Origin of the sequence: Acinetobacter sp. SCLZS86 (genome assembly GCF_021560715.1) — a bacterium.
GTDB lineage: Bacteria > Pseudomonadota > Gammaproteobacteria > Pseudomonadales > Moraxellaceae > Acinetobacter > Acinetobacter towneri_A.
This window is the reverse complement of sequence record NZ_CP090864.1, coordinates 2,404,205-2,428,079: the sequence shown is the minus strand read 5'-3', so window position 1 is coordinate 2,428,079 and position 23,875 is coordinate 2,404,205. Positions and strand designations below refer to the sequence as shown.

Annotated in this window: 21 protein-coding genes and 1 pseudogene; 19 read left to right on the top strand and 3 right to left on the bottom strand. The window is 41.3% G+C overall.

Annotated elements, in window-relative coordinates; genetic code table 11:
* Window positions 1–105 precede the first annotated feature (105 nt).
* Both hisD and hisC read left to right on the top strand, forming a co-directional pair.
* Window positions 106–1,410 (top strand): histidinol dehydrogenase, encoded by a 1,305-nt coding sequence (gene hisD, locus LZP46_RS11645; RefSeq protein ID WP_236093924.1) that lies wholly within the window; start codon window positions 106–108, stop codon window positions 1,408–1,410.
* Between the two features lie 135 nt (window positions 1,411–1,545).
* Complete coding sequence (gene hisC, locus LZP46_RS11640; protein ID WP_236093923.1) at window positions 1,546–2,634, top strand: histidinol-phosphate transaminase; 1,089 nt, start codon at window positions 1,546–1,548, stop codon at window positions 2,632–2,634.
* Between the two features lie 61 nt (window positions 2,635–2,695).
* Here the strand turns inward: hisC and pabB are convergent, their stop codons facing one another.
* Window positions 2,696–4,036 (bottom strand): aminodeoxychorismate synthase component I, encoded by a 1,341-nt coding sequence (pabB, locus tag LZP46_RS11635; protein ID WP_236093922.1) that lies wholly within the window; start codon window positions 4,034–4,036, stop codon window positions 2,696–2,698.
* A 255-nt stretch (window positions 4,037–4,291) separates the two neighbouring features.
* Between pabB and filA the strand changes: the two genes are divergently transcribed.
* From filA to filF, 6 genes are all read left to right on the top strand, one after another.
* The gene (filA, locus tag LZP46_RS11630; protein ID WP_236093921.1) at window positions 4,292–5,404 is read left to right on the top strand and encodes a putative pilus system protein FilA; all 1,113 of its coding nucleotides are present in this window, start codon (window positions 4,292–4,294) and stop codon (window positions 5,402–5,404) included.
* Between the two features lie 192 nt (window positions 5,405–5,596).
* On the top strand, window positions 5,597–6,430 hold the full coding sequence (gene filB, locus LZP46_RS11625; protein WP_236093920.1) for a putative pilus system C39 family peptidase FilB: 834 nt from the start codon (window positions 5,597–5,599) through the stop codon (window positions 6,428–6,430).
* Between the two features lie 46 nt (window positions 6,431–6,476).
* The gene (filC, locus tag LZP46_RS11620) at window positions 6,477–7,616 is read left to right on the top strand and encodes a putative pilus system protein FilC (RefSeq protein ID WP_236093919.1); all 1,140 of its coding nucleotides are present in this window, start codon (window positions 6,477–6,479) and stop codon (window positions 7,614–7,616) included.
* A 12-nt stretch (window positions 7,617–7,628) separates the two neighbouring features.
* A complete protein-coding gene (gene filD, locus LZP46_RS11615) occupies window positions 7,629–9,293 on the top strand; it encodes a putative pilus system OmpP1/FadL family transporter FilD (RefSeq protein ID WP_236093918.1) in 1,665 nt (554 codons plus the stop codon).
* A gap of 62 nt (window positions 9,294–9,355) precedes the next feature.
* Window positions 9,356–10,639, top strand: coding sequence for a putative pilus assembly protein FilE (gene filE / locus LZP46_RS11610; protein WP_236093917.1), 1,284 nt, complete (start codon window positions 9,356–9,358; stop codon window positions 10,637–10,639).
* 20 nt (window positions 10,640–10,659) lie between these two features.
* Window positions 10,660–12,570 (top strand): putative pilus system protein FilF, encoded by a 1,911-nt coding sequence (gene filF, locus LZP46_RS11605; protein ID WP_236093916.1) that lies wholly within the window; start codon window positions 10,660–10,662, stop codon window positions 12,568–12,570.
* 101 nt (window positions 12,571–12,671) lie between these two features.
* Here the strand turns inward: filF and LZP46_RS11600 are convergent, their stop codons facing one another.
* On the bottom strand, window positions 12,672–13,220 hold the full coding sequence (locus LZP46_RS11600; RefSeq protein WP_236093915.1) for an NUDIX hydrolase: 549 nt from the start codon (window positions 13,218–13,220) through the stop codon (window positions 12,672–12,674).
* Between the two features lie 123 nt (window positions 13,221–13,343).
* On the opposite strand from LZP46_RS11600, the gene LZP46_RS11595 reads away from it, so the two are divergent.
* The 9 genes and pseudogenes from LZP46_RS11595 (at window position 13,344) to LZP46_RS11555 (ending at window position 21,711) form a co-directional block, all read left to right on the top strand.
* Window positions 13,344–13,940, top strand: coding sequence for a CoA pyrophosphatase (locus LZP46_RS11595; protein ID WP_004975226.1), 597 nt, complete (start codon window positions 13,344–13,346; stop codon window positions 13,938–13,940).
* Between the two features lie 31 nt (window positions 13,941–13,971).
* The gene (locus LZP46_RS11590) at window positions 13,972–14,502 is read left to right on the top strand and encodes a gamma carbonic anhydrase family protein (protein ID WP_236093914.1); all 531 of its coding nucleotides are present in this window, start codon (window positions 13,972–13,974) and stop codon (window positions 14,500–14,502) included.
* Between the two features lie 160 nt (window positions 14,503–14,662).
* The gene (tsaB, locus tag LZP46_RS11585; protein WP_236093913.1) at window positions 14,663–15,328 is read left to right on the top strand and encodes a tRNA (adenosine(37)-N6)-threonylcarbamoyltransferase complex dimerization subunit type 1 TsaB; all 666 of its coding nucleotides are present in this window, start codon (window positions 14,663–14,665) and stop codon (window positions 15,326–15,328) included.
* Window positions 15,329–15,340: 12 nt separating this feature from the next.
* Complete coding sequence (locus LZP46_RS11580) at window positions 15,341–16,165, top strand: undecaprenyl-diphosphate phosphatase (protein ID WP_236093912.1); 825 nt, start codon at window positions 15,341–15,343, stop codon at window positions 16,163–16,165.
* Window positions 16,159–16,980: pseudogene (locus LZP46_RS11575) on the top strand (class I SAM-dependent methyltransferase). Before LZP46_RS11580 ends, LZP46_RS11575 begins: the two are co-directional and overlap by 7 nt.
* 146 nt (window positions 16,981–17,126) lie before the next feature.
* Window positions 17,127–18,536 carry a C13 family peptidase gene (locus tag LZP46_RS11570; protein ID WP_230245280.1) on the top strand — a complete coding sequence of 470 codons (1,410 nt, stop codon included), beginning with the start codon at window positions 17,127–17,129 and terminating at the stop codon, window positions 18,534–18,536.
* Between the two features lie 18 nt (window positions 18,537–18,554).
* Window positions 18,555–19,394 (top strand): S-formylglutathione hydrolase, encoded by an 840-nt coding sequence (gene fghA, locus LZP46_RS11565; protein ID WP_236093911.1) that lies wholly within the window; start codon window positions 18,555–18,557, stop codon window positions 19,392–19,394.
* 167 nt (window positions 19,395–19,561) lie between these two features.
* A complete protein-coding gene (locus LZP46_RS11560) occupies window positions 19,562–20,665 on the top strand; it encodes a YjgN family protein (protein WP_236093910.1) in 1,104 nt (367 codons plus the stop codon).
* A 14-nt stretch (window positions 20,666–20,679) separates the two neighbouring features.
* A complete protein-coding gene (locus LZP46_RS11555; RefSeq protein WP_236093909.1) occupies window positions 20,680–21,711 on the top strand; it encodes a M48 family metallopeptidase in 1,032 nt (343 codons plus the stop codon).
* Between the two features lie 10 nt (window positions 21,712–21,721).
* Here LZP46_RS11555 and LZP46_RS11550 read toward each other — a convergent pair whose 3' ends face one another.
* The gene (locus tag LZP46_RS11550; protein WP_236095218.1) at window positions 21,722–22,003 is read right to left on the bottom strand and encodes a DUF2218 domain-containing protein; all 282 of its coding nucleotides are present in this window, start codon (window positions 22,001–22,003) and stop codon (window positions 21,722–21,724) included.
* A 228-nt stretch (window positions 22,004–22,231) separates the two neighbouring features.
* Here LZP46_RS11550 and rpe point away from each other — a divergent pair, with 228 nt between their 5' ends.
* Both rpe and LZP46_RS11540 read left to right on the top strand, forming a co-directional pair.
* On the top strand, window positions 22,232–22,918 hold the full coding sequence (rpe, locus tag LZP46_RS11545) for a ribulose-phosphate 3-epimerase (protein ID WP_236093908.1): 687 nt from the start codon (window positions 22,232–22,234) through the stop codon (window positions 22,916–22,918).
* A gap of 369 nt (window positions 22,919–23,287) precedes the next feature.
* Window positions 23,288–23,866, top strand: coding sequence for a hypothetical protein (locus LZP46_RS11540; protein WP_236093907.1), 579 nt, complete (start codon window positions 23,288–23,290; stop codon window positions 23,864–23,866).
* Window positions 23,867–23,875: the final 9 nt, after the last annotated feature.

Genomic DNA, 23,875 nt, shown 5'->3' with positions numbered 1-23,875 from the left:
AATGATTTTAAACGTGAATTTCCATCAAAACATACTGCTTTAGCCATGTATAGACTCCCACAAAGCCCTAGAAACAAGGTAAACTAAACTTTTCTATCAAACCTTGTGGGTAAATTGATGCGACGTTTATCGACTCAAGATCAAAGCTTTAAACAAGCCTTTGCAGACTTGTTGGCTTTTGAAACTGTCAGTGATCCTGAACTTTTAAAAACTGTAGATCAAATTATTGCTGATGTACGTCAGCATGGTGATGCTCAGGTTCTTAAACTCACTCAACAGTTCGATCGACATCCAGCGCATCAATTTTCAGAACTTGAGTTAAGTCAGGAACAACTGAAAGCCGCATTTGATGCTTTAGATAATGAAGTCCGTGAAGCTTTGGAGTTGGCTGCTGCACGGATTAGTGAATTTCACCAAGCACAAAAACAGGATGGTTGGACTTATGTTGATGCTTTGGGCAATACACTCGGGCAAAAAGTCACACCATTAGACCGTGTTGGTATTTATGTACCAGGTGGTTTGGCGTCTTATCCATCTTCAGTGCTTATGAATGCCGTACCTGCGCATGTGGCTGGTGTGCCTGAAATTATTATGGTTGTGCCTGCACCGAATGGTGAACTCAACCCATTGGTTTTGGCCGCTGCATATTTGGCAGGAGTGACTCGTGTATTTACCATTGGCGGCGCGCAAGCAATTGCTGCATTGGCTTATGGTACAGAAACTATCCCATCGGTAGATAAAATTACGGGGCCGGGTAATCGCTTTGTGGCAGCTGCAAAACGTGCTGTGTTTGGTCAGGTTGGTATTGATATGATTGCAGGGCCATCCGAAATTTTGGTTTATGCTGAAGGTGAGAATAATCCTGAATGGTTGGCCATGGACTTACTTTCTCAAGCCGAGCATGACACGGTTGCACAATCTATTTTTATTACACCAGATGCGCAATTGCTGAATCAGGTTGAGCAAGCGATTGAACAGCACTTGGCGAATTTGCCTAAAGCTGAAATTGCCCGTACTTCTATTGCAAATCGTGGTGCATTGGTTTTGGTGAAAGATCGTCAAGAGGCGATTGAATTGATCAACCAAGTTGCGCCCGAACACTTAGAATTGTGTATGGATGATCCACAAGTGATGGCAGAAGAAATTCGTCATGCGGGTGCTATCTTTATGGGGCGCTATACACCAGAAGCTATTGGTGATTATTGTGCAGGGCCAAACCACGTATTACCAACGTCGGGTACAGCACGTTTTTCATCACCATTGGGTGTTTACGATTTCCAAAAACGCTCAAGTCTGATTATGTGTTCAGCTGAGGGCGTGAAAAGTTTGGCGAAAACCGCTGATATTTTAGCGAAGCAGGAAAATCTGGATGCGCATGCACGATCAGCACGTTATCGTTATCAATCATAAATAGCATTACAACCTCTCCCTGGCCCTCTCCTAATAAAGAGAGGGGAATTTAAACCACACAAATTTTGTGTCTTTAGTAATGAAAATTCCTCTCGCTCAGGGAGAGGTTAGGAGAGGGTTTAAAGAGAATACAAAATGAATATCACAGCAGAACAAATGCGTTTTTGGAGCCCTGAAGTACGTGAGCTAGAGCCTTATGTACCGGGTGAGCAGCCAAAAATTCAAAATTTATTAAAATTGAATACCAATGAAAACCCGTATCCACCTTCGCCTAAAGTGGTGGAAGCGGTGCAAAAGGTTTTAGAAAACTCGGCAGATGCACTGCGTTTATATCCAGATCCAGATGCGTCTGAGCTTAAGCAAGCCATTGCGAAACAGCAAAATGTAGCTGTTGAAAATGTCTTTGTTGGCAATGGTTCAGATGAAGTCCTTGCACATATTTTTAAGGCTTTTTTTGTTCAGGAACAGCCGTTACTGTATCCAGATATCACCTATAGTTTTTACCCTGTATATAGTCAATTTTTTGGGGTAAAAACTAAAATTTTGCCTTTAAATGATGATTTTGAAATTGTAGTTGATGACTATAAGCAAGCCAATGGTGGCATTATCATCACCAATCCGAATGCACCGACCAGTATTGCTTTAGGTTTAAGCGCGATTGAAGAAATTTTACAGGCCAATCCAAATTCAGTGGTGGTGATTGATGAGGCCTATGTCGATTTTGGTGCAGAGTCTGCAGTGAAATTGGTGGAAAAGTACGAGAATCTAGTGGTGTGTCAAACCACCTCTAAATCACGTTCATTGGCAGGTTTACGTGTTGGTTTTGCGATTGCACAACCACATTTAATTGCCGCATTGGAAGCCGTAAAAAATAGTTTTAACTCTTATCCAATGGATCGTTTTGCCATTGCAGCTGCGGTGGCATCTTTTCAAGATCAGGCGTATTTTGAAGCCCAATGCCAAAAAGTTATTGCTAGCCGTGAGAAATTGGTGACGGATTTAACGAGCTTGGGCTTTAAGATATTGCCATCACACGCCAACTTTATTTTTGCATCACATCCTCAACAGGATGCGGGTGAATTAGCCGCAGCATTACGTGAACGCGGTATTATTGTGCGTTATTTTAATAAACCACGCATCAATCAATATTTGCGCATTACTATTGGTACAGATGATCAAAATCAACGCTTAGTAGATACTTTAAAATACGATATTTTGGCCTAATAATCAAAATATCGTAGCAGCGAGTGAAGTTTCGAATTCACTCGCTTTTTTATTTTTACTGCTATTGCGCAGGTTTGTACCAGCGGTTCAATAAGTCCAACATCGCTGAAACCTTGTCAAAACATTCTTGATATTCTGCTTCACAAACAGATGCAATCGTGACGCCACCACCAGCCCATAATGAAACATCTTGCTGATATTTCTGAATAGAACGGATCAGGATATTCCAAGAACCCGTTCCATCGGCATCAAAATAACCCATAGAGCCGCAATAGGCGCCACGTGCTGCACCTTCGAGTTCATCTATAATTTGCATGGCACGAATTTTCGGTGCGCCTGTAATTGACCCACCTGGCAAGGCAGACATCAACACATCAAAAGGATTCATCTCGGCTTTTAGTGTTGCGGTCACTTCACTGACCATGTGATGCACTTGGTTAAAAGACTCAATATTGAATAACTTTGGCGTTTTGACGCTGCCAGTTTCGGCATAAACACTTAAATCATTACGTAATAAATCTACAATCATCACATTTTCAGCCTGATCTTTTTCAGACTCACTTAATTGTTGTTTCGATTGTCGGTCTAATTCAGGATCGCCATAACGTGGCATCGTGCCCTTAATGGGTTTTGTGGTAATTTTTCGATTTTCCTCAAAATCGATAAAGAGTTCGGGCGAACAACTTAAAATTTCAAAATCACCAATACGTAAATAACCTGCATAAGGTGCATTGGTCAGTTGCCAAAACTGAGCTGCAGTCTCTAAAAGTTGACCTTGAGCCTCAGCGCTAAACTCTTGCGTAAGATTAATTTGATAACAATCTCCTGCCACTATATAGTCTTGAACATGTTGAAAGGCGCGTTGGTAATCTGTGAAATTCCAGCGTGCTTGACACTTTTGGCTTAATTGGAACTGTTCAATTATGGTTGATTGAGTATATAAATTTAAAATAAAATCAAAGATTTGAGTAGCAGCATCGTCTGAACTATAAAAATACCAGCCATCAGTTTCTTGCTGTAAATAGCTTTTAAATTGACCTAAAAAAATACTTGGCTGGGGACGGGGTTGCATATTGATGTGTTGCTGTGCTGCAGCATCATACGAAACAAACCCCATTACACTGCAAAATGGGGCGGTGTCAGCATCTTCTAAAGCACCGAGATGAGCTGTTAAATCTAATTGAGTTGGACTTAATTCATATTGATCCAATGCCGTTTTTTGAAAGTAAAAATGTTGATGGTTTTGTTCCACACAATAGCGTTCAGCCAAAAAAGCAATACGTGCCTTTCCATTATTTTGCAAATAAATACAATGTGAAAGTGCTGCCAAAGCTTGTAAAATTCTTGCAGCCTCATATTCAGGTTCACAGAATAATTTTTTAAAATGAGTAGGATAGGACATAAAGCGTAAACAGCTGAGAGATTTTAAAAGGCTATTTTACATGATTGCAGCAGATAAAAAGCAAATAACCGTTTGTCGGTAAGATGTGGATTGCGACCAACAGCAGTTGAACAAAAAATAACTCAGATATACCTTTGTATGTGCAAACCGGCTACTCAAGGAATGTGTGTCAGTGTTGTCCTCATCAAATAAAAACACAATCACTGGCACTGAGTGGTAAAACCAAAAAAATAATACTCTCGGGAGAGTAACAAGATGAAAAAATTTACTAAACTTGCTTTGGTATCATCAATCGCGTTAACGACAAATGCAATGGCAATGCAGGCAATGGATGATACTGCATTAAGCGCAACTACTGGTCAAGATGGTTTAAGCATCGGGATTGGTATTTCTAAAATCGAAATCGAAAAACTTTTAATCCATGATAATGATGGTTTGGTTAGTGATGGTGCCAAAGCAGCAGTTGCTCCTGTCTTAGATGCGAATGGTGATGTTGTAACTCCTGGTACACCAGCTGTTATCGGTTCTCTAGGTGGCACAAACAAAGCTGCTGCAATTGTTATTAAAGGCAATGGTATTTCTGGGGATGCAAATGAAAAGCATGGTATTGTGATTGGTGCGAACTATGATAATAATGGTGCTTACTTATTAACTTCTCGTAATTTAGCAGATTTAGTCATTGATACAGATGCTGGTGATACTGCTGCTGGTGGAGCATTTATTAATGTTGCAGCTCAAGTATCTGGCTTAGATATCAAGATTGGTGAAATTGGTGTCTCTGCATCAAATGCTGAAAATACAAGTACGACCTCTATCCGCCGTGGTAATGATGATACTAACTATAATGCAATTTTATCTGGCTTAACGTTAAAAACAGGTAAAATGGATGCCAATATTCAATTGGGTGCAGCGCCACAAGGTGCCATGATTAAATTGAATACCACAATGGTGGGTGGTTTAGAAATTAAAAACTTAGGTATTTTGGACAACTCAACTAAAGGCAAAGCAGTTGGTTCTGTAAATGTTGGTGGCAATCCAACAGCTGTGACAACGAAGGAAGCGGGTGAAATCTTTATTGAAAGCATTAAAATTGCAGATGCAGATAGTAAAGATTTGACCCTAAATCAAGATATACAAGTATTTAATGATGCTTATGTTGGCGGTAGTACTACTCTTGGTAAGGCGGCACATATTCGCATTGTAAGCAATGACACTGGTGCCAAAGACCAATATATTAAAGGTATCCATTTAGGTAGTCGTACTGCTGCTTCTATTGGTGATATGGAAGTTCAAGGTCTTCAAACTTACTACAGTACTTCTCAGGGTAGCTACACGAAGGGTGCTGTTATCACCATTTCGGGTCACTAATTTAAACACTGAAAAAGCGCGTGAATTCACGCGCTTTTTTTTACAAATAAACTGATGAGTTCGCAAAAAAATATAGAAAGCCCTTTTCTTTTTCTATAAAACGAGTATCTTTCTAAATACAAGGAAGTAGAGTGAAAACTCTAAAATAAAAATATTAGGCAGGTATTGCCGAGAACTAAAAAGTAAAAATATATGTTAGAGATCGCTTTGGGCTCGGCATTGATCTATTACGCTGCCACACAAGCCTTTGATTTAAAAGAACAGCATCCTGAAACTGTGCGTTACACAGAAACTTTGGATTCTAGAAATAATTCATTTACCCGTATGCATAGAGAACCTGTGCAAATTAAACCTGCTTTAGAAGATCAATTCCGTGGCATTGTGCGTCAAGCCTATGACTACAGTTGTGGTTCTGCAGCTTTAACAACCTTACTGAATGGTTATGTTGGAACACAATTAAACGAGCAACAAACCATGAGTGGCTTGCTGCGTTATGGAGAATACGAACGAATTATTGAACGTCGTAGTTTTTCACTATTGGATATGAAGCGCTTTGTCGCAGCTTTAGGCTTTGAAAGTGGCGGATATCGCGGGGAATTTTCGGATTTAGTGAAACAAGGACAGCCTGCGATTGTGCCGATTTCCTATGCAGGTTTTAAACATTTTGTGGTGTATAAGGCATATAAAAATGGACGTGTCTATGTGGCAGACCCTGCATTAGGCAATATCAGTTTTGATGAAGAACGCTTTAAAGAAGTTTGGGAAAATAACACTTTATTTCTAATTAATGTCGCACCGCAACATCGTCAAAGTATGTTGGCATTACAAGAAACAGATTTACGTCATGTGGAAGATGCAACAGTGAATCGTTATGCCTTTGTTGACATTCAATATCCACAATTTGCGATGGAAAAAATAGCCGATAAAGCATCAACGATACGTCTGGAACGTAATGTAAATAAAGATTCTGAAAATTACGGACAGTACGAGCATCGTTTTTTAAGACTCTACTACAAAAACAAATAATCAGTTGTTCACGAAATACAAAAATAAAAAATGGAAGGGGTAAATCATGGATCGTAAATGGATGAATAAAACCTTATTGGCTCTCAGTATTCAAATGGTATTTGGGGTGGCTTATGCCGCAGAGGAGCCGCAATTAGGGGAATATGAAACCACAGCTGAACAGGCAGAAGTCTCAGATACAGCAGCATCTACTGCAGAGACAAGTGCTGAAACGAATAGTGCAGTTGTTGCTGCAACGGCTACAAATGGCGCACAAGCAGCATCATCTGCTTTGCAACAGCAAGAGGGCGATGCAACCAAAGAGGCGAATTTAGAAGAAGTATTTACCTCGAATGAACGCCAATATTCCCTTATGAAACAAGGTGAAATTTCATCTTATTATGATATTGATTATACCTATCATCGTGATACGCAGCTCGATCTTGAAATGGCTCAAGGTCAGTTGTATCAGCTTCGTGTGCAAGAAAATGCGTCCCATGCATTAACCAATACTTTCACTGCACAATATGGTTTGCGTGACAATTTAACTTTATCTGCTTCTGTACCATTAGTTGCAAAGTCAGATTTATTAAAGGATGCTACTGCAGCAGGTTTGGGGGATATTTCTTTAGGCGCACGTTGGGAGCCATTCCCATTAAAAGCGGGGCGTTTACCTTTAATTTTATTCGCGAATTTATCGACCAAAACGGGGGATAGTCCTTATGAGATTAATCCTGTTAAAGATTTATCAACAGGTAAGGGTTATTACTCTGCAGGCATTGGTGCAAGTACGCGTAAGTATATTGACCCTGTTGTATTGTTTGCTTCTGCTTCAGCCAACTATGGTTTTAAAGAAAGCGGTCTAAATCAAATTCGCGGTAGCCGTATAATTGAAGAATTTGAGCCAGGTATTAGTGGTGGTTTTGCTTTTGGTTTTGCTTATTCGTTTAACTATGATGTGTCGATGACCATGTCTTATCAGCAAAGCTTCAATACAGGTTCGGAGTTTACTTATCGTTCAGGTGAAAGCTATTCACCTGCAGACCAAACCAGTTCGACTTTAGCTATTTCATTAGGTGTGCGCGTTTCACCTGAAACCATTGTGAATGGTACGGTAGGAATCGGTCTGACCGAAGACGCGCCAGACGTATCACTTGGTTTATCATTCCCATTGGATATTCTCGGTTTCGGTAAAAAAATTCGCTAAGAGGCTAGTCGCATGAAAATGATACGACTTCGCCCGTTAGTGACTGCAATTATACTGTCGGGCTGTTCAGGGGCTGCTTTTGCGCAGCTCGGACAAAACTTATCTGTCGATATTCGTTCTTTGACTATGGGGAATGCTGTAACCGCAGACCCTCCAGGCATTAGTGCGATTCACTTTAACCCTGCCGCACTGACCAAAATTGAAGGTTTGCAAACAGATGTGCAAGGGGTATTGGCACATTTTGATGTACAGCGTGAGCTTTCTGTTCCAGCAGGTTATGACGTATTTGGTTATTCTGATGACCCTGTGGTGTGTAATGATGGACCAGAAATTTTGGCCGATTTTTGTACCGATTTTAAAGGTACTGTACAAGCCGATGTAGAATATCCAACGCTGTATGTCCCGATTCTGAAAAAATTTGTCGATTTGGGTAAGGGCATGCCGCTGGCCGCGCCAACCAACGGTATTGCTTATAATCCACCTGGTTCCAAAGTGACCTTTGCTACCGCATTATATGCACCGCTGATTGCGGGCTTTGGTGCCGAAAATGGTAACCCTGGTAACTTTATGGGACAACAGGTTGCCTTAGAGCGTATCACCTATCTTTCTCCATCTATCGCCTACCAAGTCAATGATGAATTGTCAGTCGGTGCATCAATTGGCATGTCTTACCAAGCCATTGCCATGAATACCGATTTGCGCTTCCCGAATGAGTTGATTGGGATGTTGCGTATGGTGGATGAAGTGGTCTGTACGCCATTTAAAGAAAACGCCAATATCATCACCGATATTTTGTTGCTCGGGATTTGTAATGCCGAAGAAGGCATGAATCCATTTTCCCGTTTTGGGCAAATGCAACTGGCGGTTGAGCAAAGCTTAAGCCCGAGTTATAACTTAGGCATTTTGTGGGAACCGACAGAAGATTTTAGCTTTGGTATGGTGTATCAGAGTGCAGCCAAAATGCGCTTGAAGGGCAAATATCATATTGATAATTCTAAAGCACCCCGTGAGTTAATTAATGGTTTGATGTCTTCACCAACAGGGCAGATTTTAGCAGCAATTTTAGGTTTCCCAAGTTATATTCCTGCCAGTGAGTCTGGTTTGGTTTCGATGGATTTTGAGTATCCTGCGCATTTTCAAGCGGGGATAAAGTATAAAGTCATGCCTGATTTGCAAGTCAATTTTGATGTGGGCTGGACTGACTATAAAGCCTGGGATAAATTCAAATTTGAGTTTGATCGCCAAATCTCAGCATTAAAAATTGCAAAATTGCTTTCAGAGCACGTATCTGATGACAGTTTGGCCTTGCCTTTAGAGTTTAAGTCTCCGTGGAGCTGGGGTATTGGAATCGAATATTCAGCCACAGATCGTTTAAAGTTGCGAGCGGGTTATGAACCACGAGGTAGTGCGATTCCTGACAATAAACGTAACACCATGGTACCAATTAATAATGCACGTTTATTTGGTTTAGGTGTGGGATATCGTTTTGATGCAGATACAGACCTCGATTTATCCATCGGCTTTTTACAAAGCAAGGATAAAATTCCAGCCAATACCAGTAGCTTAGCCAATAAGGAAGGTGTAAATAACTTACTGTTAAACCCTTATGCGGGTTTGAATGTGAAAACGGATACAAAAATTACAATTCTTGGATTGAGTTATAGAACACGATGGTAAGTTCAGTACGGAAAATAAAACGGACTTTATTTTCAAAGTCGATACTCACACTGATTTTCAGTATGGGATCGGTGTGTTACGCGAATCAGTTTTACACTATTATTGGACCAGATGGTCGTCCAATTGTGGTGCAGCGTAATGCTGCAGAAAAAAAGCAAACGATACAGGCGTTGGAAACTGCACAACAGCAAAAGCAAGTCCAACAAAAGCAACTACAAGAAAACCAACAACAAGACCAGCTTAAGCAAGACAAGGCGCATCAAGCACAGCAGATACCTGCTCAAACATCTGTGCAGGTATCTAAAAATATTTCTGTTCAGGCGAGCAAGCAACTGAATTTGTCTAAGCCGAATATCTCAGAACAATCCGCTATGTCACAAAATCAGGCTAGTCAAAGCAAAGAGAACTCATCATTGCGTGCATCACACACTGAGCCAAATGTAGCGCAACAAAAAATGTCTAGTGCGGAATCCGTTCATCAAACAGGATTGGCAAAAGAAGCAGCGATTAACGAAGTTGCGGTCAAACCATCTGTGCTAGAAAGTTTACAACAGCTTCCTCAGCCATTTACGATTGATCCATCCACAGTGACTGTCTCTAAAAAAACACCAGATCAAGCATCGCATGCATCTGCCCAACAAACGGGTTTTATGGAGATGGCGGGTGAACAATATGTTAAAAGTGAGTATTTGGAAGATCAGGAATTTAATTTAGAAGGGAAAAAACGCTTTTACAGTATGCCAGAAGGCATGATTGACACAAAAAATGGCGGTGGTACTCGCATGCAAGTGCTCGAACGTGAACGTGGTGTGAGCCGTTCCGTTCTCAATAAATTATTTAAAAAGCAGTTGGTTGCTGAGCCTCAAGCTATTGTTTTGGCTGCAGACTATTATCGTGTTAATCAAGCTGAAGCGATAGAGGGCTTGGGGCAGCAATGTTTTGCTGAAAGAAAAAAAAATAAGGCTAAAACTTTAAAAGCACAACAAGATTTAAATTTGTGGCCTAGAGCCCCCTTAACTGAAAAATTTGATTATGAGTTGGTGAAGTTAGAAGGCAACATCCAAAACATTCAAATTAAATCTTATGCCATGAAGCAAAATCAACCTACCTTTTATTGGCCTTTTGTGGTTTTTCTGGATCAAAAAGGCTGTGTGATTGAAGGTGCTGGTGGTTTTAGAAATCAGGATACTGCAGGCAATGTCTTACGACATGAGGTGATTGAAGGTATGCTGCAACTTCCAGAAAATAGCCACTATGTATTATTAACGCCATTGGCTTCTGCAGTGGATATGGAACATCGCGCGCTCAGTAACCAAGGGCAATTAAAACTCATTGCGATACGCTAACAACAATAAGAGAATTCAGGATGAAAACAAGACATATTTTACCTTTTGCAACGACAGCTTTGATGGCGGCATTGAGTGGCTGTGGTGGAGAAAGTGCCAATATTAATCCAGAGCCGAATGCTGTGGCGTATATCAACGGAAGTTGTGCCAGTACAGCAAAAAATTGCGTGGAATTTGCATTGGATTATCCTGTGGATGGTTTGAATTTTACCTGTAGCAGTGATACCAGTAAAACCTACATCACCATGATTGAGCCAAAAAGTAATGCGGCAACAGGTAAATGTAGTGAAGGAGATAAAGTCCACTTCTTTATTCAGGAAAAGACCAATCAATATATTGATTTAGGAACAGTATCATTGTCAGATATTGGAATGGTCAGTACTGCAGGTGCGGGTTATCCACGTTTAAGTGTGCTTGATATGGCACGTGGATTAACAGGACGCCAAGCAACGAGTTTGAGTAGTAGCGACGAAACAATACAGGTTGCGACTGCAATTGTACGCTTGCTACAAGCACTTTCTGTTGAGGGTGGAGGAACGATTGCAGGTGATATTCAGCCTTTAACAATTACGCCCCTTAAAAAAGAACAATTGGCAAATATTGCTGAGTCCGTTGAGGTTGGTGACTATCGTTCCGGGGCTTATGCCAGTATTTTACGCCCATGGGTAGATGTGTCACTGGTGTCTCAAGATGATGCTTATCAAGCATTAAACACCTTGGTTTACATGAATAACTCGGCATCTTATCAAGCTAACTATCCAATTTTAGCCAAAGAAGATTCACAATTGCCACAAGGTTTATATGGCTGTAATTTGGCAGACTGTAAATCTACGGTCGCAGATTTGAAACACCTCATTGGGCAGTATCAGCTGATCACAGACCGTTCTGGATATACCTTTGGATATGGTATGCAATGGAAAGGTGCAGTGTCTGCAAACACCACCAATCCAATTTTAACTGTGAGCGGTGAATTGATTCGTAAAGTTCGTCCTGATCGTATGGTGGCAGCACCACAAACTACATGGGTCAACCCATTGAATAAACGTATTCAGGGGCCATTCCATTTTAGTGTGAATGACAATGCGGCTGATGATTTTAAAATTACCCAAGGTAAGGTGTTCAATGATTATTTGATTGCGGGTACGGAAGGTTTTTATAAATTATTGACCAAATCTACAACAGCAAATCCTGCAGATTATGGTCAATGGCAACAAACTATAGGCACCGATCAGTTCAAAGGATCTTTTGATGCCTACAAATTCTTTTCTGTGAACTTTTTGGATAATCGTGTTTTTAAAACCCAGAAAAATGTACCTTTAGGCAGTCGCTATATTTTCCCAATTTATGCAACCTTGACCTTTAATTTTGATGGTGGAACGACTACAGATACCATCAAATTAGGTATTGTTTTAGATGAGGATGGCAATATTCGTACAGATATAGCACCTAATGCCACAGCAACCGATATGTCTGGTCAATGTGCTGCAATTAGTCAGTCTGCTGCTGAATATGTTGATACAAATGGTGTGCAGCAATACCGTATTGGTGTGTTAGGTGCAACCGATATTGACAATAAAGCAGTCACTTTGCGTATGATTTTAGCCAATCCAAAATTTAATAAACTTGATGGCGCAGTCATTGGTTTGAATACCAAAATTGAAGCGGTTGAAGGTGGGAATGGTCAAGTGGTGGGGGGTGCACGCGCTAATATAGGCAATTTAGTTGCTGCCAACTCTACCCGTATTACTTTGTCTGATTTTAATGGCTCAGCAGTGAAGTGGAGCAATATTTATCATGCGCAACTCGCAACTTACGTGGCTCAGAACCCAACTTTAGCAACCGATGCAGATAAAGCTTTGGTGAAAGCTCAAGGTGGAGCTGTAAGTCTAGATGTTGCTGAGTGTTATAACCCAAATAAAGTGCGTATTTAACATTCATTTTAGGTGACATAGTGATGAAAATAGCCCACTTTAGAGTGGGCTATTTATTATTAGGATTTCAGGTTGATTCAAATGAACATCATGTGGGGTTTTTAACCCGTGTGATCGGTACGTGAACCTAAGGTTTCTAAATGAATCGTAAAATGATTTTTTTTTCGGTCTGCAAAGTAGTGCTGTAAAGTACGTTCTACACTTGGGAACGCCAATTCAGACCACGGAATTTCATCTTCACTAAACAAACGTGATTCGATGGTTTCTTCACCCGCACCAAATTGACCATTCAACAATTGAGCTTTGAACAGCACATAAATTTGCCCAATCCGAGGAATGTTATACATGCAATAAAGTTGTTCGATTTCAATTTCAGCTTCGGCTTCTTCGCGGGTTTCACGGGCAGAACCTTGCTCCATGGTTTCAAACATTTCCATATAGCCTGCAGGTAAAGTCCACAAACCATAGCGCGGTTCAATTGCACGACGACACAATAATACTTTATTTTCCCAAACGACCAGTGCCCCACAAATGACTTTTGGATTGACGTAGTGAATATTGCCACATGCGCTACACACTTGACGTAATTGCTGATCGCCAAGCGGAATTTTCGTTATTGTTTTTTGCCCACAATTTCCACAAAAGTTCATAGTGATCGTCATTGTTAAAGGGAACTCTCAGAATAACTTAAAATTTCAACTTTGGCATCCTCTCTATCTATTGCCTATCTATTTCAGCTATGATGAAAACTTAGACAAGGAGAATAATAAGGCATGATTGATCATTCGCTCACGCATCTATTACAGCAACGTTTGCGCTTTTCTAAAACGTTCATGGAAGCGCATGCAGCGGTATTGATTGCCATTACCGACGAGTCTGATCCTAAGGTATTGCTAACCCGCCGTTCTACCCTACTCAATAATCATGCGGGTGAGGTGTCTTTTCCGGGCGGCAAACGCGATCCGCAAGATACCAGTAATATTGTGGTGGCATTGCGCGAAGCTCAGGAAGAAACTGCATTAAATCCATTTGAAGTGCAGTTGATTGGCGATTTGCCCATGCAAAAAGCCCGTAATGGAATGTTAGTCAAACCTGTGGTGGGGCTGATTCCCCCAAAAGTAGAACTAATTCCACAACCTTCAGAAATTGATCGCATCTTTTTTGCCTCTTTACAGCATTTGATGGAAGCGCCACCAACGCCCTATGAAGTGAGCTTTGCACAACAAAAATTATATTTTCCTAGTATGCAGGTTGAAGATGAAGTGGTTTGGGGTTTAACAGCGCGGATGTTAGTGTCTTTATTTGAATATGGTTTGGATTATCGTAAAGAATGGCCGTTTTTGTTAAATTCACCAACATTTAAGAAATAGAAAAATTTTGATGTGAGGATAGGAAGGAACCATGTTGTATAAATTTAAAGGATATGCGCCTAAAGCAATGCAGCAACCGTGGGATGGTTGGGTAGCGGATAATGCCACAGTCATTGGTCAGGTTGAGTTGGGGCAGAAAGTCAGCATTTGGTTTGGGGCTGTGGTGCGCGCCGATAACAGCAAAATCAAATTGGGTAATTTTAGCAATGTTCAGGAAAATGCTGTGTTGCACACCGATGCAGGGATTGAAATGCAGATTGGTGATTATGTGACTATTGGACATCAGGCGATGTTACATGGTTGTACCGTGGGAGATAACAGTCTGATAGGTATTAATGCAGTGGTGCTGAATCATGCGGTGATTGGTAAAAACTGTATTATTGGTGCGAATGCTTTAATTCCTGAAGGGAAAGTGATTCCTGATAATTCTGTGGTGATGGGCTCTCCTGGGAAAGTGGTCAAGACATTGGATGAGTCAGCAGAAGCACGTTTAAAAATGAGTGCGCTGCACTATGCTGAACATTTTCAGCATTTTGTAAACCTAGAGCCTGCAACACTTTAAAATTGAATTTGCATTGTTCAGTCAAACGCATATTTTCGCTGTAATTACATAGAATTTTATACGCAGGAATTGCAATCTAAGGGATGTAAATCCTCGCTTGAATTTCAGGAGTGGAGTATCATAACGCCAATTTTTGATATTTAATTCTTGAAGGTTGTGCATGAAATTGCTGGCATTGGAAACTGCCAATGAGCAGTGTTCCGTTTCGATTGTAGATGAAACACAGGAACTCTTTTTTCAATTAGATGCGCGAGCAAAAGCACAAACGCAAACCATCTTACCGATGATTGAGCAAGGCTTTGCTGAAACTCAAATCAGTACGGCCGAGCTAACTGCAATTGCCTTTAGTCGTGGCCCGGGTTCTTTTAGTGGCGTGCGAATTAATGCGGCAGTGACGCAAGCTTTGGCGTGGTCACATGATGTGCCTGTAATTCCTGTATCGACTTTGCAGGCATTGGCGCAAGCGGCTTATCGTCTTGAAGGATTAACTGCAGTTACTGCTGTGTTGGATGCACGCATGAATGAAGTGTATATCGCCAGTTATGAGCTAGATGCACAAGGGATTATGCAGGCGGTTGATCAGGAACAATTATTGAATTATAGCGATGCTGCACAGGTGGTACGCTTTCAATTGGTCGGTTCTGGTGCAGGTCTGATTGATCAAGAACAAATACAATACAAAGGCTTAAGTGCAACCGCACAAGATATTGCTACTATTGCACGCGTCTGTGCACAGCAACAGCAATGGGTCAGCGCAGAACAAGCATTGCCTGTTTATTTACGTGACAATGCTTGGAAAAAAATTCCAGAACAAGGCAAGGCATAATTAGGGTTATTTATGGATCTTTTACTGCTGCTCAAAGCAGCAATTATGGGTATTGTAGAAGGGATTACCGAATTTCTACCCATTTCTAGCACAGGACATTTGATTCTAGCTGCAGAGCTAATGGACTTTTGGACCAAAGAAAAAAGCGATGTATTTGTAATTGCCATTCAAATGGGGGCAATTGCAGCGGTCATATATGAGTATTGGGCACGTCTATGGGGCGCAGCCACAGGTATGTTTACAGGCGAAGAAAAAGGTCGACGCTTGGGCTTTGGTCTGATCATAGCATCTATTCCAATTATTCTGATTGGATTGACCTTTGGACAGACTGTAAAAGAATTACTCTTTAATGATGTTGCTGTAGCGATTGGTTTGATTATTGGCGGCTTTATCATTATGTGGATTGAAAAACATCCACCACAAGTACGTGCCCATGAGGTTGAAGAACTAACTTATCGAGATGCGATTTGGATTGGTCTAATTCAGGTATTGTCGCTGATTCCGGGGACTTCGCGTTCAGGTGCAACTATTATTGGCGCAATGTTCTTGGGTGTATCGCGCAAAGCGGCAACTGAGTTTTCCTTTTTTTTGGGGATTCCAGTCATTATCGGTGCAGGCTTACTCGACTTGTACCAAAGCTATGATGTATTCCAAACCACCGAAGATTGGACCGTACTCAGCTTAGGGATTATTGTTTCATTTGTTTCCGCACTTTTGCTGATCCGTGCATTGGTGGCTTATGTTGCGAAACGTGATTTTATGATTTTTGCTTGGTATCGTATTGCTTCAGGTTTAATCATTTTATTGTTCGCATTCACAGGCTGGAAACTATGGTAAGCGAACTTCGCTTATACACTGAAGCCGAGTGTCTCACTCAAGCACAGCATTATTCTGCTGTGCTTTTATCTAGAGGCGTGCAAACGCGTATTGAAACAGTAGAAAAACTCAATGCGCGTTTTTTGCGTTTGAACCCTGAATTGGCATTGTGTGTCGATGCTGAAGGGCTGTGGTTATGTGCCCATGGCATGAAAATGCAACCCGATTGGAAAGCTGAAATTGGGCGGTTGAAACGTGCCTCTTTAAAATCGGAAATGATTGCTCGCGCCTGTAATTTGTCGGAAAAACCAAGTTTGATTGATGCTACGGCAGGGCTAGGACATGACAGTTTACTCATGGCACATTTGGGTGCTTAGGTCACGTTGTTGGAACGTCATCCGATTCTTTTTACTTTGTTGGAAGATGCGAAACGTCAAGCCGCAGATGATCCTTTTTTAGCAAATGTTGTTGCCCGTATCCAGTTGGTTTTTACAGATTCAGCAGATTATTTACGCAACTGTGCGACGCAGGAAAAAATCGTTGATGTGGTGTATTTAGATCCGATGTTTCCGCAGCGAGATCAACATCAACAGGCACAAAAAAAGCAGGCTCAAGTCAAAAAACAAATGCAGTTATTACATTTGTTGTTACCTGAAGATGGTGAAATGGATTTGGGTGATCATTTATTAGGCTTAGCACAGCAAATTGCCAAACGTGTTGTGGTGAAGCGTCCACGTTTGGCCGTATTTTTGGCGGGACAGGAAACTACACATCAATGGCAGGGCGATGCTTGCCGATTTGATGCTTATTTCCAAGCAAATTTGAACAACGGGTAGATTTCTACCACTAAAGCAGTGGCAAGGCGTTCAATGCTTCTATAATGCGCAAAGATTTGTTATATAGTTAAAATTGACAATTGATAATTACAACGACAAGCATAAACTTGGAGTGTGGAAACGCGAGCTGCGATTAACAGAATCCTATGATTGACTTCAAACCCTCCATTAATTTTTGGCACGATTTTAAAAGCAACCAAGCCGCGGGCGTTTGGTTATTTTTGGGTTCGCGACGCTCTTTACAAATTATTCGACCTTCTATCTTACAACTGATTTTTTGGGGGATTTTAGGCGGTCTTGCCAATACCTTATTCAGTTGGTTGGTGGCGGGAGAAGTGGGTGAATTTAACCCACAGGGTTTGGTCAGTTACGCCTTGTGGCCCTTTATTGCCTTAATTGTCGGAATTATTCTTTCTCAGCGTGTCAATAACCCGCGATTATTATTAGTTCCTGCTTTGTTGTGGTTGGTATTAGATACTCACGTTGCTTTATTACAAAGCTTGATTCAATACATGGGCATGATGGATGTCTTGCCGTATGTGTTGTATGACTATTTGCCTACCATTTTTATGGTGCTGTTTGTTTGGCAAAGCTTGGCCGTGGTGTGGGTGTTTTCACGTGAGCTACATTGGCCGTGGTGGGAACGTGCACTGATTGTTTTGGCGACCTTATTCACTTTGGTGGTTTGGCAAATGTCAGTGAAAAGTCAGCCTATTTGGAAAGTTGAAGAAGTTCCACCAAGTTTAAGCGAAGAAGCTTTTTATGCACAAAGCCGTGTACTGAATAAAGCTTTAGACAGTATTCAATATGGGGAATTTGCCCAATCGCATTGGTACTTCTTAGGGGTTGCAGGGGCGAGCTATCAAGACGTTTTTATGTCTGAAATTGAGCGCATTCGTGAACAGTTTGATACTCGTTTTGGCACTTTTGGGCGTTCGATGGTGCTCATTAATAACCCAATGACCCGCAATGTAATTCCAATTGCTTCGCAAACCAGTATTGAATTGGCGCTGCGCCGTATTGGGCAACGCATGAACCGTGAAAGTGATGTGCTGTTTTTATATATGACCTCACACGGTTTAAAAGATCATTTTGAAATTGAAAATGCGCCACTCGACTTAAATCAGGTCGATCCGAAATGGCTGCGTGATACTTTGGATAAATCAGGTATTCGTTGGCGTGTGATCGTTATTTCAGCCTGTTATTCAGGTAGCTTTGTATCAGCCTTGCAAGATGATAATACCTTGGTGATTACTGCATCGGCAGCAGATCGTGAGTCGTTTGGCTGTTCAAACGAAGCTGACTATACCTATTTTGGCCGTGCCTTTTTTGATCAGGCTATGCGTGAACAAAACTCTTTTGCCAATGCCTTTAATGAAGCCAAAGTGACTGTGGCCAAGTGGGAGCAAGCGCAAGGTTTTGAGCCTTCAGAGCCGCAATGGGCAATTGGTAAAAATATGGAATTGATGTTGCCACAATTAGAGCAGCGTTTGTTTCCACAAAAAAGTGTTGCAACATCTGCAGAAATTCAATTGAGTGCGCAGCCTGTTCAATAAGCCAAAGAGGAGAGGGTGATGGAGTTAATTCAGAGCAACCGCTGTTTTGAGGGTGAGCAACGGATTTATCGTTTTCATTCAAATGCTTTACAGACTGAAACTCAGTTTGGCATTTTTTTACCAGAACAAGCTTTGGCTGGGCAGGCGTGTCCTGCGGTATTTTTTTTAGCGGGTTTAACTTGTAACGAAGAAACCTTTGCGATTAAAGCACATGCGCAGCACATGGCAGCACAATTGGGACTAATCTTGATGAGTCCAGATACTTCACCACGTGGTGAGGGTGTTGCTAAAGGCGACCATTGGGATATTGGACAGGGTGCAGGTTTCTATATCAATGCGACACAAGCACCGTGGGCGACACATTATCAAATGGAAACGTTTGTCGCCGATGAGCTTTATCAATTGGTACTGCAACAGTTCCCAATTCAGGCACAGCACGTTGGCATCATGGGGCACAGTATGGGTGGTCATGGTGCATTGACCCTCGCGTTTAAATATCCTGGAAAATTTAAGTCCGTGTCTGCTTTCGCTCCGATTTGTGCACCAAGCCAATGCCCGTGGGGTGAAAAAGCATTTTCGAATTATTTAGGTACAGATCAGCAAGTATGGTTACAGCACGATGCGACTGCTTTGGTGCGGGCCAAAGGTGCATTGTTCAGTGAAATTTTGATTGATCAGGGATTGCAAGACCAATTTTATAGTCAGCTCAATCCTGCATTATTTCAGCAAGCTTGCGATGCAGTTGGGCAAAAACTGAGTTTGCGTGAACATGCAGGTTATGATCATGGCTATTATTTCATTCAAAGCTTTATAGATCAGCATTTACAATTCCATGCGGTGCAATTGCAAACAGACTAAGCCAAGTACTCAATTTTACACATTGATTTTTAAACTTTTCTAGGCAAGTTGTTCACTTTTTATTAGAATGGTGGACACTTGTTTTTTACCATTTGGAAAGATTACTCATTTGGGTTTGAGCGTCTGGGTAAAATAACGACCACACAATAAAATAACTAAGGCATCACATGCACAATTCAGAGTGGGATTCACCACAACAAGTAACGCCATCTTCCCCGTTTTTTCCAGCGGAGCCTACAACACCGCCCGCACGGAATCCATTACTTGGACGGATTCATCATTTTCAATTTCATGGTAGCGCTTCAGAGTATTTTGGCATTTGGATTGTCAATATTTTGTTGATGATTGTAACCCTCGGGTTATATGCACCATGGGCAAAAGTACGTCGTTTGCGCTACTTTTATGGCAATACCGAATTAATCAAACGTCGTTTTGATTTCACGGGTATCCCACATAAAATTTTATTAGGACGTTTAATTGCCATCGGAATTTATGTGGTGATCTCGGTGATTTCCAATTATTCAGTCAAAGCCATGGTTATTGGCGTGGTGGTTTTATATTTGGCTGTGCCGTGGTTGATTCGAGCGACCATCCGTTTCAAGGCGCGAAATAGTAAATTTGGCAATGCGCGTTTTTATTTTTCAGGCAGTAACAAAGAAGCCTATTGGGTATTTTTAAAATGTATCGTGATTAATCTGTTTACATTGGGCTTATTTTTTCCTGTGTTGGTGTGGATGTATAAGCGTTATTGCCTGGACCATTTATATGCAGGACAGCTTAAATTTAAGCTGAAAGCAGATTGGCCAGCATATATGCGCGCGATGTATATACCTGTTCTCTTGTTTTTTGGCATTTTGCTTGCAGTCGGGATAATGTTGGCTTTGGCAGGACAGTTGAGTCGTAATCCTGCGCAGTTGGTTTGGTTATTTCTAGCGGTTTATCTGTTGGGGTTGTTTTTAATTTGGCCACTAATGTCGGCGCGAATTTTTATCACTACATGGAACAATACCAGTATCAGTCGTAGTGAATTTCAGACCGATTGTGGGCAGTGGCACTATACTTGGATTGTGGTGACCAATTGGATTGTGAAAGTCCTGAGTTTGGGTTTAATGACCCCATGGGCAGCTATTCGTTTATATCGTTATCAGGTTGAGTCTTTAAGTCTACATTTAAAAAATGATCCAGATTTGATGATCAATCAACTGCAAGCTGAACATAGCGCACTAGCAGAAGAAATCAGTGATATTTTTGATATTGATGTATCGCTGTAAGGTAGGAGATGAAGATGGCGGCACAGATCGTGGATGTGGTGTTTTATGATGGTGTGGTGTCTAAACCATGGGCAGCCAAAATCTCTCCTATAGATGCTCAGTCGGTACTCATCCGCTATGGTGAAAATTTACAGCAACAACGACGTTATCATTATCAAGACATGATGTTGGTGGGGGCACTAGGTAAAATTCAACCTGTCATTGAACTCAAAGATGATGCGCGTATTGAATTTTCCCAAGCCTTGCCGGAGTGGTTTCAACTGCGAAATAAACAGGTGCAGCATTCCATCTGGAAATTGGAACGCACGCCAAGTCTGATAGTATTTAGTCTGGTTTTTGTGTCGTTGATGGTATTTGTCACAGTGCAGTGGGGCATCCCAAGTGCATCCAAATACGTTGCTTTTCAGTTGCCTGCGAACACCTTAAATCAAATTGGTGATGAAGCAGAGCGTTATATTTTAGATATGACAGCGCCAAGTCAGCTCCCCGTAGCGCGTCAGCAGAAAATTTTGGCAGATTATCAACAGCTCATTGCAGGAGATACACCTGCCAAAGTGCTGTTTAGACAAGGTGATCGCTTAGGAGCGAATGCTTTGGCAATTCCGAATAACACTATTATTTTGACCGATGAATTGGTGAAATTGGCGCAGAATGATCAGGAAATCATTGGCGTTTTGGCACATGAACAAGGGCATTTGGCAGAAAGACACAGCTTGCAACAAGCTTTATCCAGCTTAGGGTTTAGTATTATTTTGCTCGCGATTACAGGAGATGGTACAGATTTAGTTTCGACCTTGCCTGTGGCGCTCGTGGGGGCAAATTATTCACGTAATTTTGAATCTGAAGCCGATCATTATGCTTTAAATACGATGCACGCTCAGGGCATTCCAACCATTCATCTCGCTCATTTTCTGGAGCGTTTGGCAGAAGATGCAGGTGAAGACACCGCCAACAGCCCTTTGGATTTTTTGCAAAGCCATCCTGCAACTCAAAAACGTATTCAAGCGGTTAAAGATTTTGAACAGACGCAGCGTTTAGCGCCTTAACATGAAACAGTTAGTGCCGTTGCCAAACCGCGCTCAATTCTGTTTGCCCCATACGGCTTAAATGGTCAAGCACGACTTGTTCGAGGTAACTTAAATCTGTTTCAGCCTTTTTTACCTGAATTTCAACCACAAGCTCATGTGTTTGAGGCGTAAGCAGAATTGTGGCGCTTGGCATCATAATTTGGTATTGGGTTGCGCTTTCTGCAACGTCAAATTTATGTTTCCAGTGGTTGAGTAGACGCTTGGCGATACGGCTTGCTTGCGTTGTTTGAATATGGGCAGAACTGTTCATCATCTGTTGAAACCAGCATTTTGTTCAAATAAGTAAAGACCTTTACTATAACAAAGCCAGACTGAAAGAACAGTGGAATGCTGCAACAGAGCGTTGCGGAGATAGAACTATCAAATTGGATGATCCAACTGAATCATCGAACTGAATGATCCAATCGTAACAGAATCCACCACGCCAACCAGTCTTTGCTATAATGCGCCTCAATCCAATTTTCAGCTAGGTTCTCCCATGTCCAAGCCTTATTTAATTGCGCCGTCTATTTTATCTGCAGATTTTGCTCGTCTAGGCGAAGAAGTGGAAAATGTACTTCAGGCAGGTGCCGATGTGGTGCATTTTGATGTGATGGATAATCACTATGTACCGAATTTAACTTTCGGTGCAGGTGTGTGTAAGGCATTGAAAAACTATGGTATTACGGCACCAATTGATGTGCATTTAATGGTGAAACCTGTAGACCGAATGATTGGTGATTTTCTTGAAGCGGGTGCAGATATTATCACTTTCCATCCTGAAGCTTCTGAGCATATTGACCGTTCATTGCAACTGATTAAATCGGGCGGTGCAAAAGCGGGTTTGGTATTTAACCCTGCTACACCGCTACATTATTTAGATTATGTACTTGATAAAGTCGATCAGATTTTACTCATGAGTGTGAACCCGGGTTTTGGTGGGCAAAAATTCATTCCGATGACTTTAGAGAAATTACGTCAGGCACGTCAAATTATTGATGCGTCAGGTCGTGATATTCGTTTAGAAGTTGATGGCGGTGTAGGACCTACCAATATTCGTGAAATTGCAGAAGCGGGTGCAGATATGTTTGTTGCAGGTTCAGCAATTTTTGGCAAGCCAAACTATAAAACGGTGATTGATGAAATGCGTGCTGAATTGGCAAAAGTTGGCGCAGTCAAAGTATAAATTTCTACAATCACAAGTGCTTATGCTGTGGATAACTTTGTAGATAACCGTATGGATATCTATGTTGATAACACTATGGATAAACAGATTAATTTATAAACATTGGTACATCAGTTGTTTATGAATTATACAAAATAAGTATAAAAAGGATTCAATAGAATCCTTTTTGTTTATTTTAAATACACTGAATTTATTGAGTATTTACTCAGTTAATTATAAAAATAAGTTGCTTAATATATAACTTGATTGTTTTAGTTGGCTTTCAAATCGCACTGATTCATTCTGTTTTTTAATGCAGAAGATATTGTGTATAAGTGGAGCTTGAATTATATTGAGTGAATTGTAGGTTGTGGATTGCACTTGGCAAAAATGTTCAATTCTTGCGCAAGTTCAGGTCTACATCTTTCATACTCAGGAATTCATTTAGTGCTGACTCAACCCTACAAACAAATGTGGTTTGTTGTCCTGATGGCATTTGTCATGGGGTGGAGTGGTATTGTCAGTGCTGCGGTCAAACCTGCACATGATTGGATGATGTCAAATCATGCAGTAGGGTCTGAAAATCGGCATTCTGCAACTACAGCGCATGCAGTGACATCTTTACCAAATTGTCATACGACAGCTTTACAAACGCATCCTGAAACCAAGCAGCATTTATCTGGGCATGATGCCAATGCCAACCAGCACCTCAGTCAGCACACATCTGCAACTGATACGGATTTAAATGCGGCAGATTGTTATGGCTCGGCTGATTTTTCTGCTGCAAAGATGAATTGTCAAGACTGTGTGCAGTTGCATTGTCAAAGCTTAAACAGTGTGTTGCATGTGCAAGTTCCTGAATTGATTCAACCTGTAGCACTCTCATCTGTCAATATTCTATTGCCTGCTTATCACGCTCAACATTTACTTGGGCATTGGCAGCAAATTTTACGTCCACCCAAAGCTTAATCCTGAATT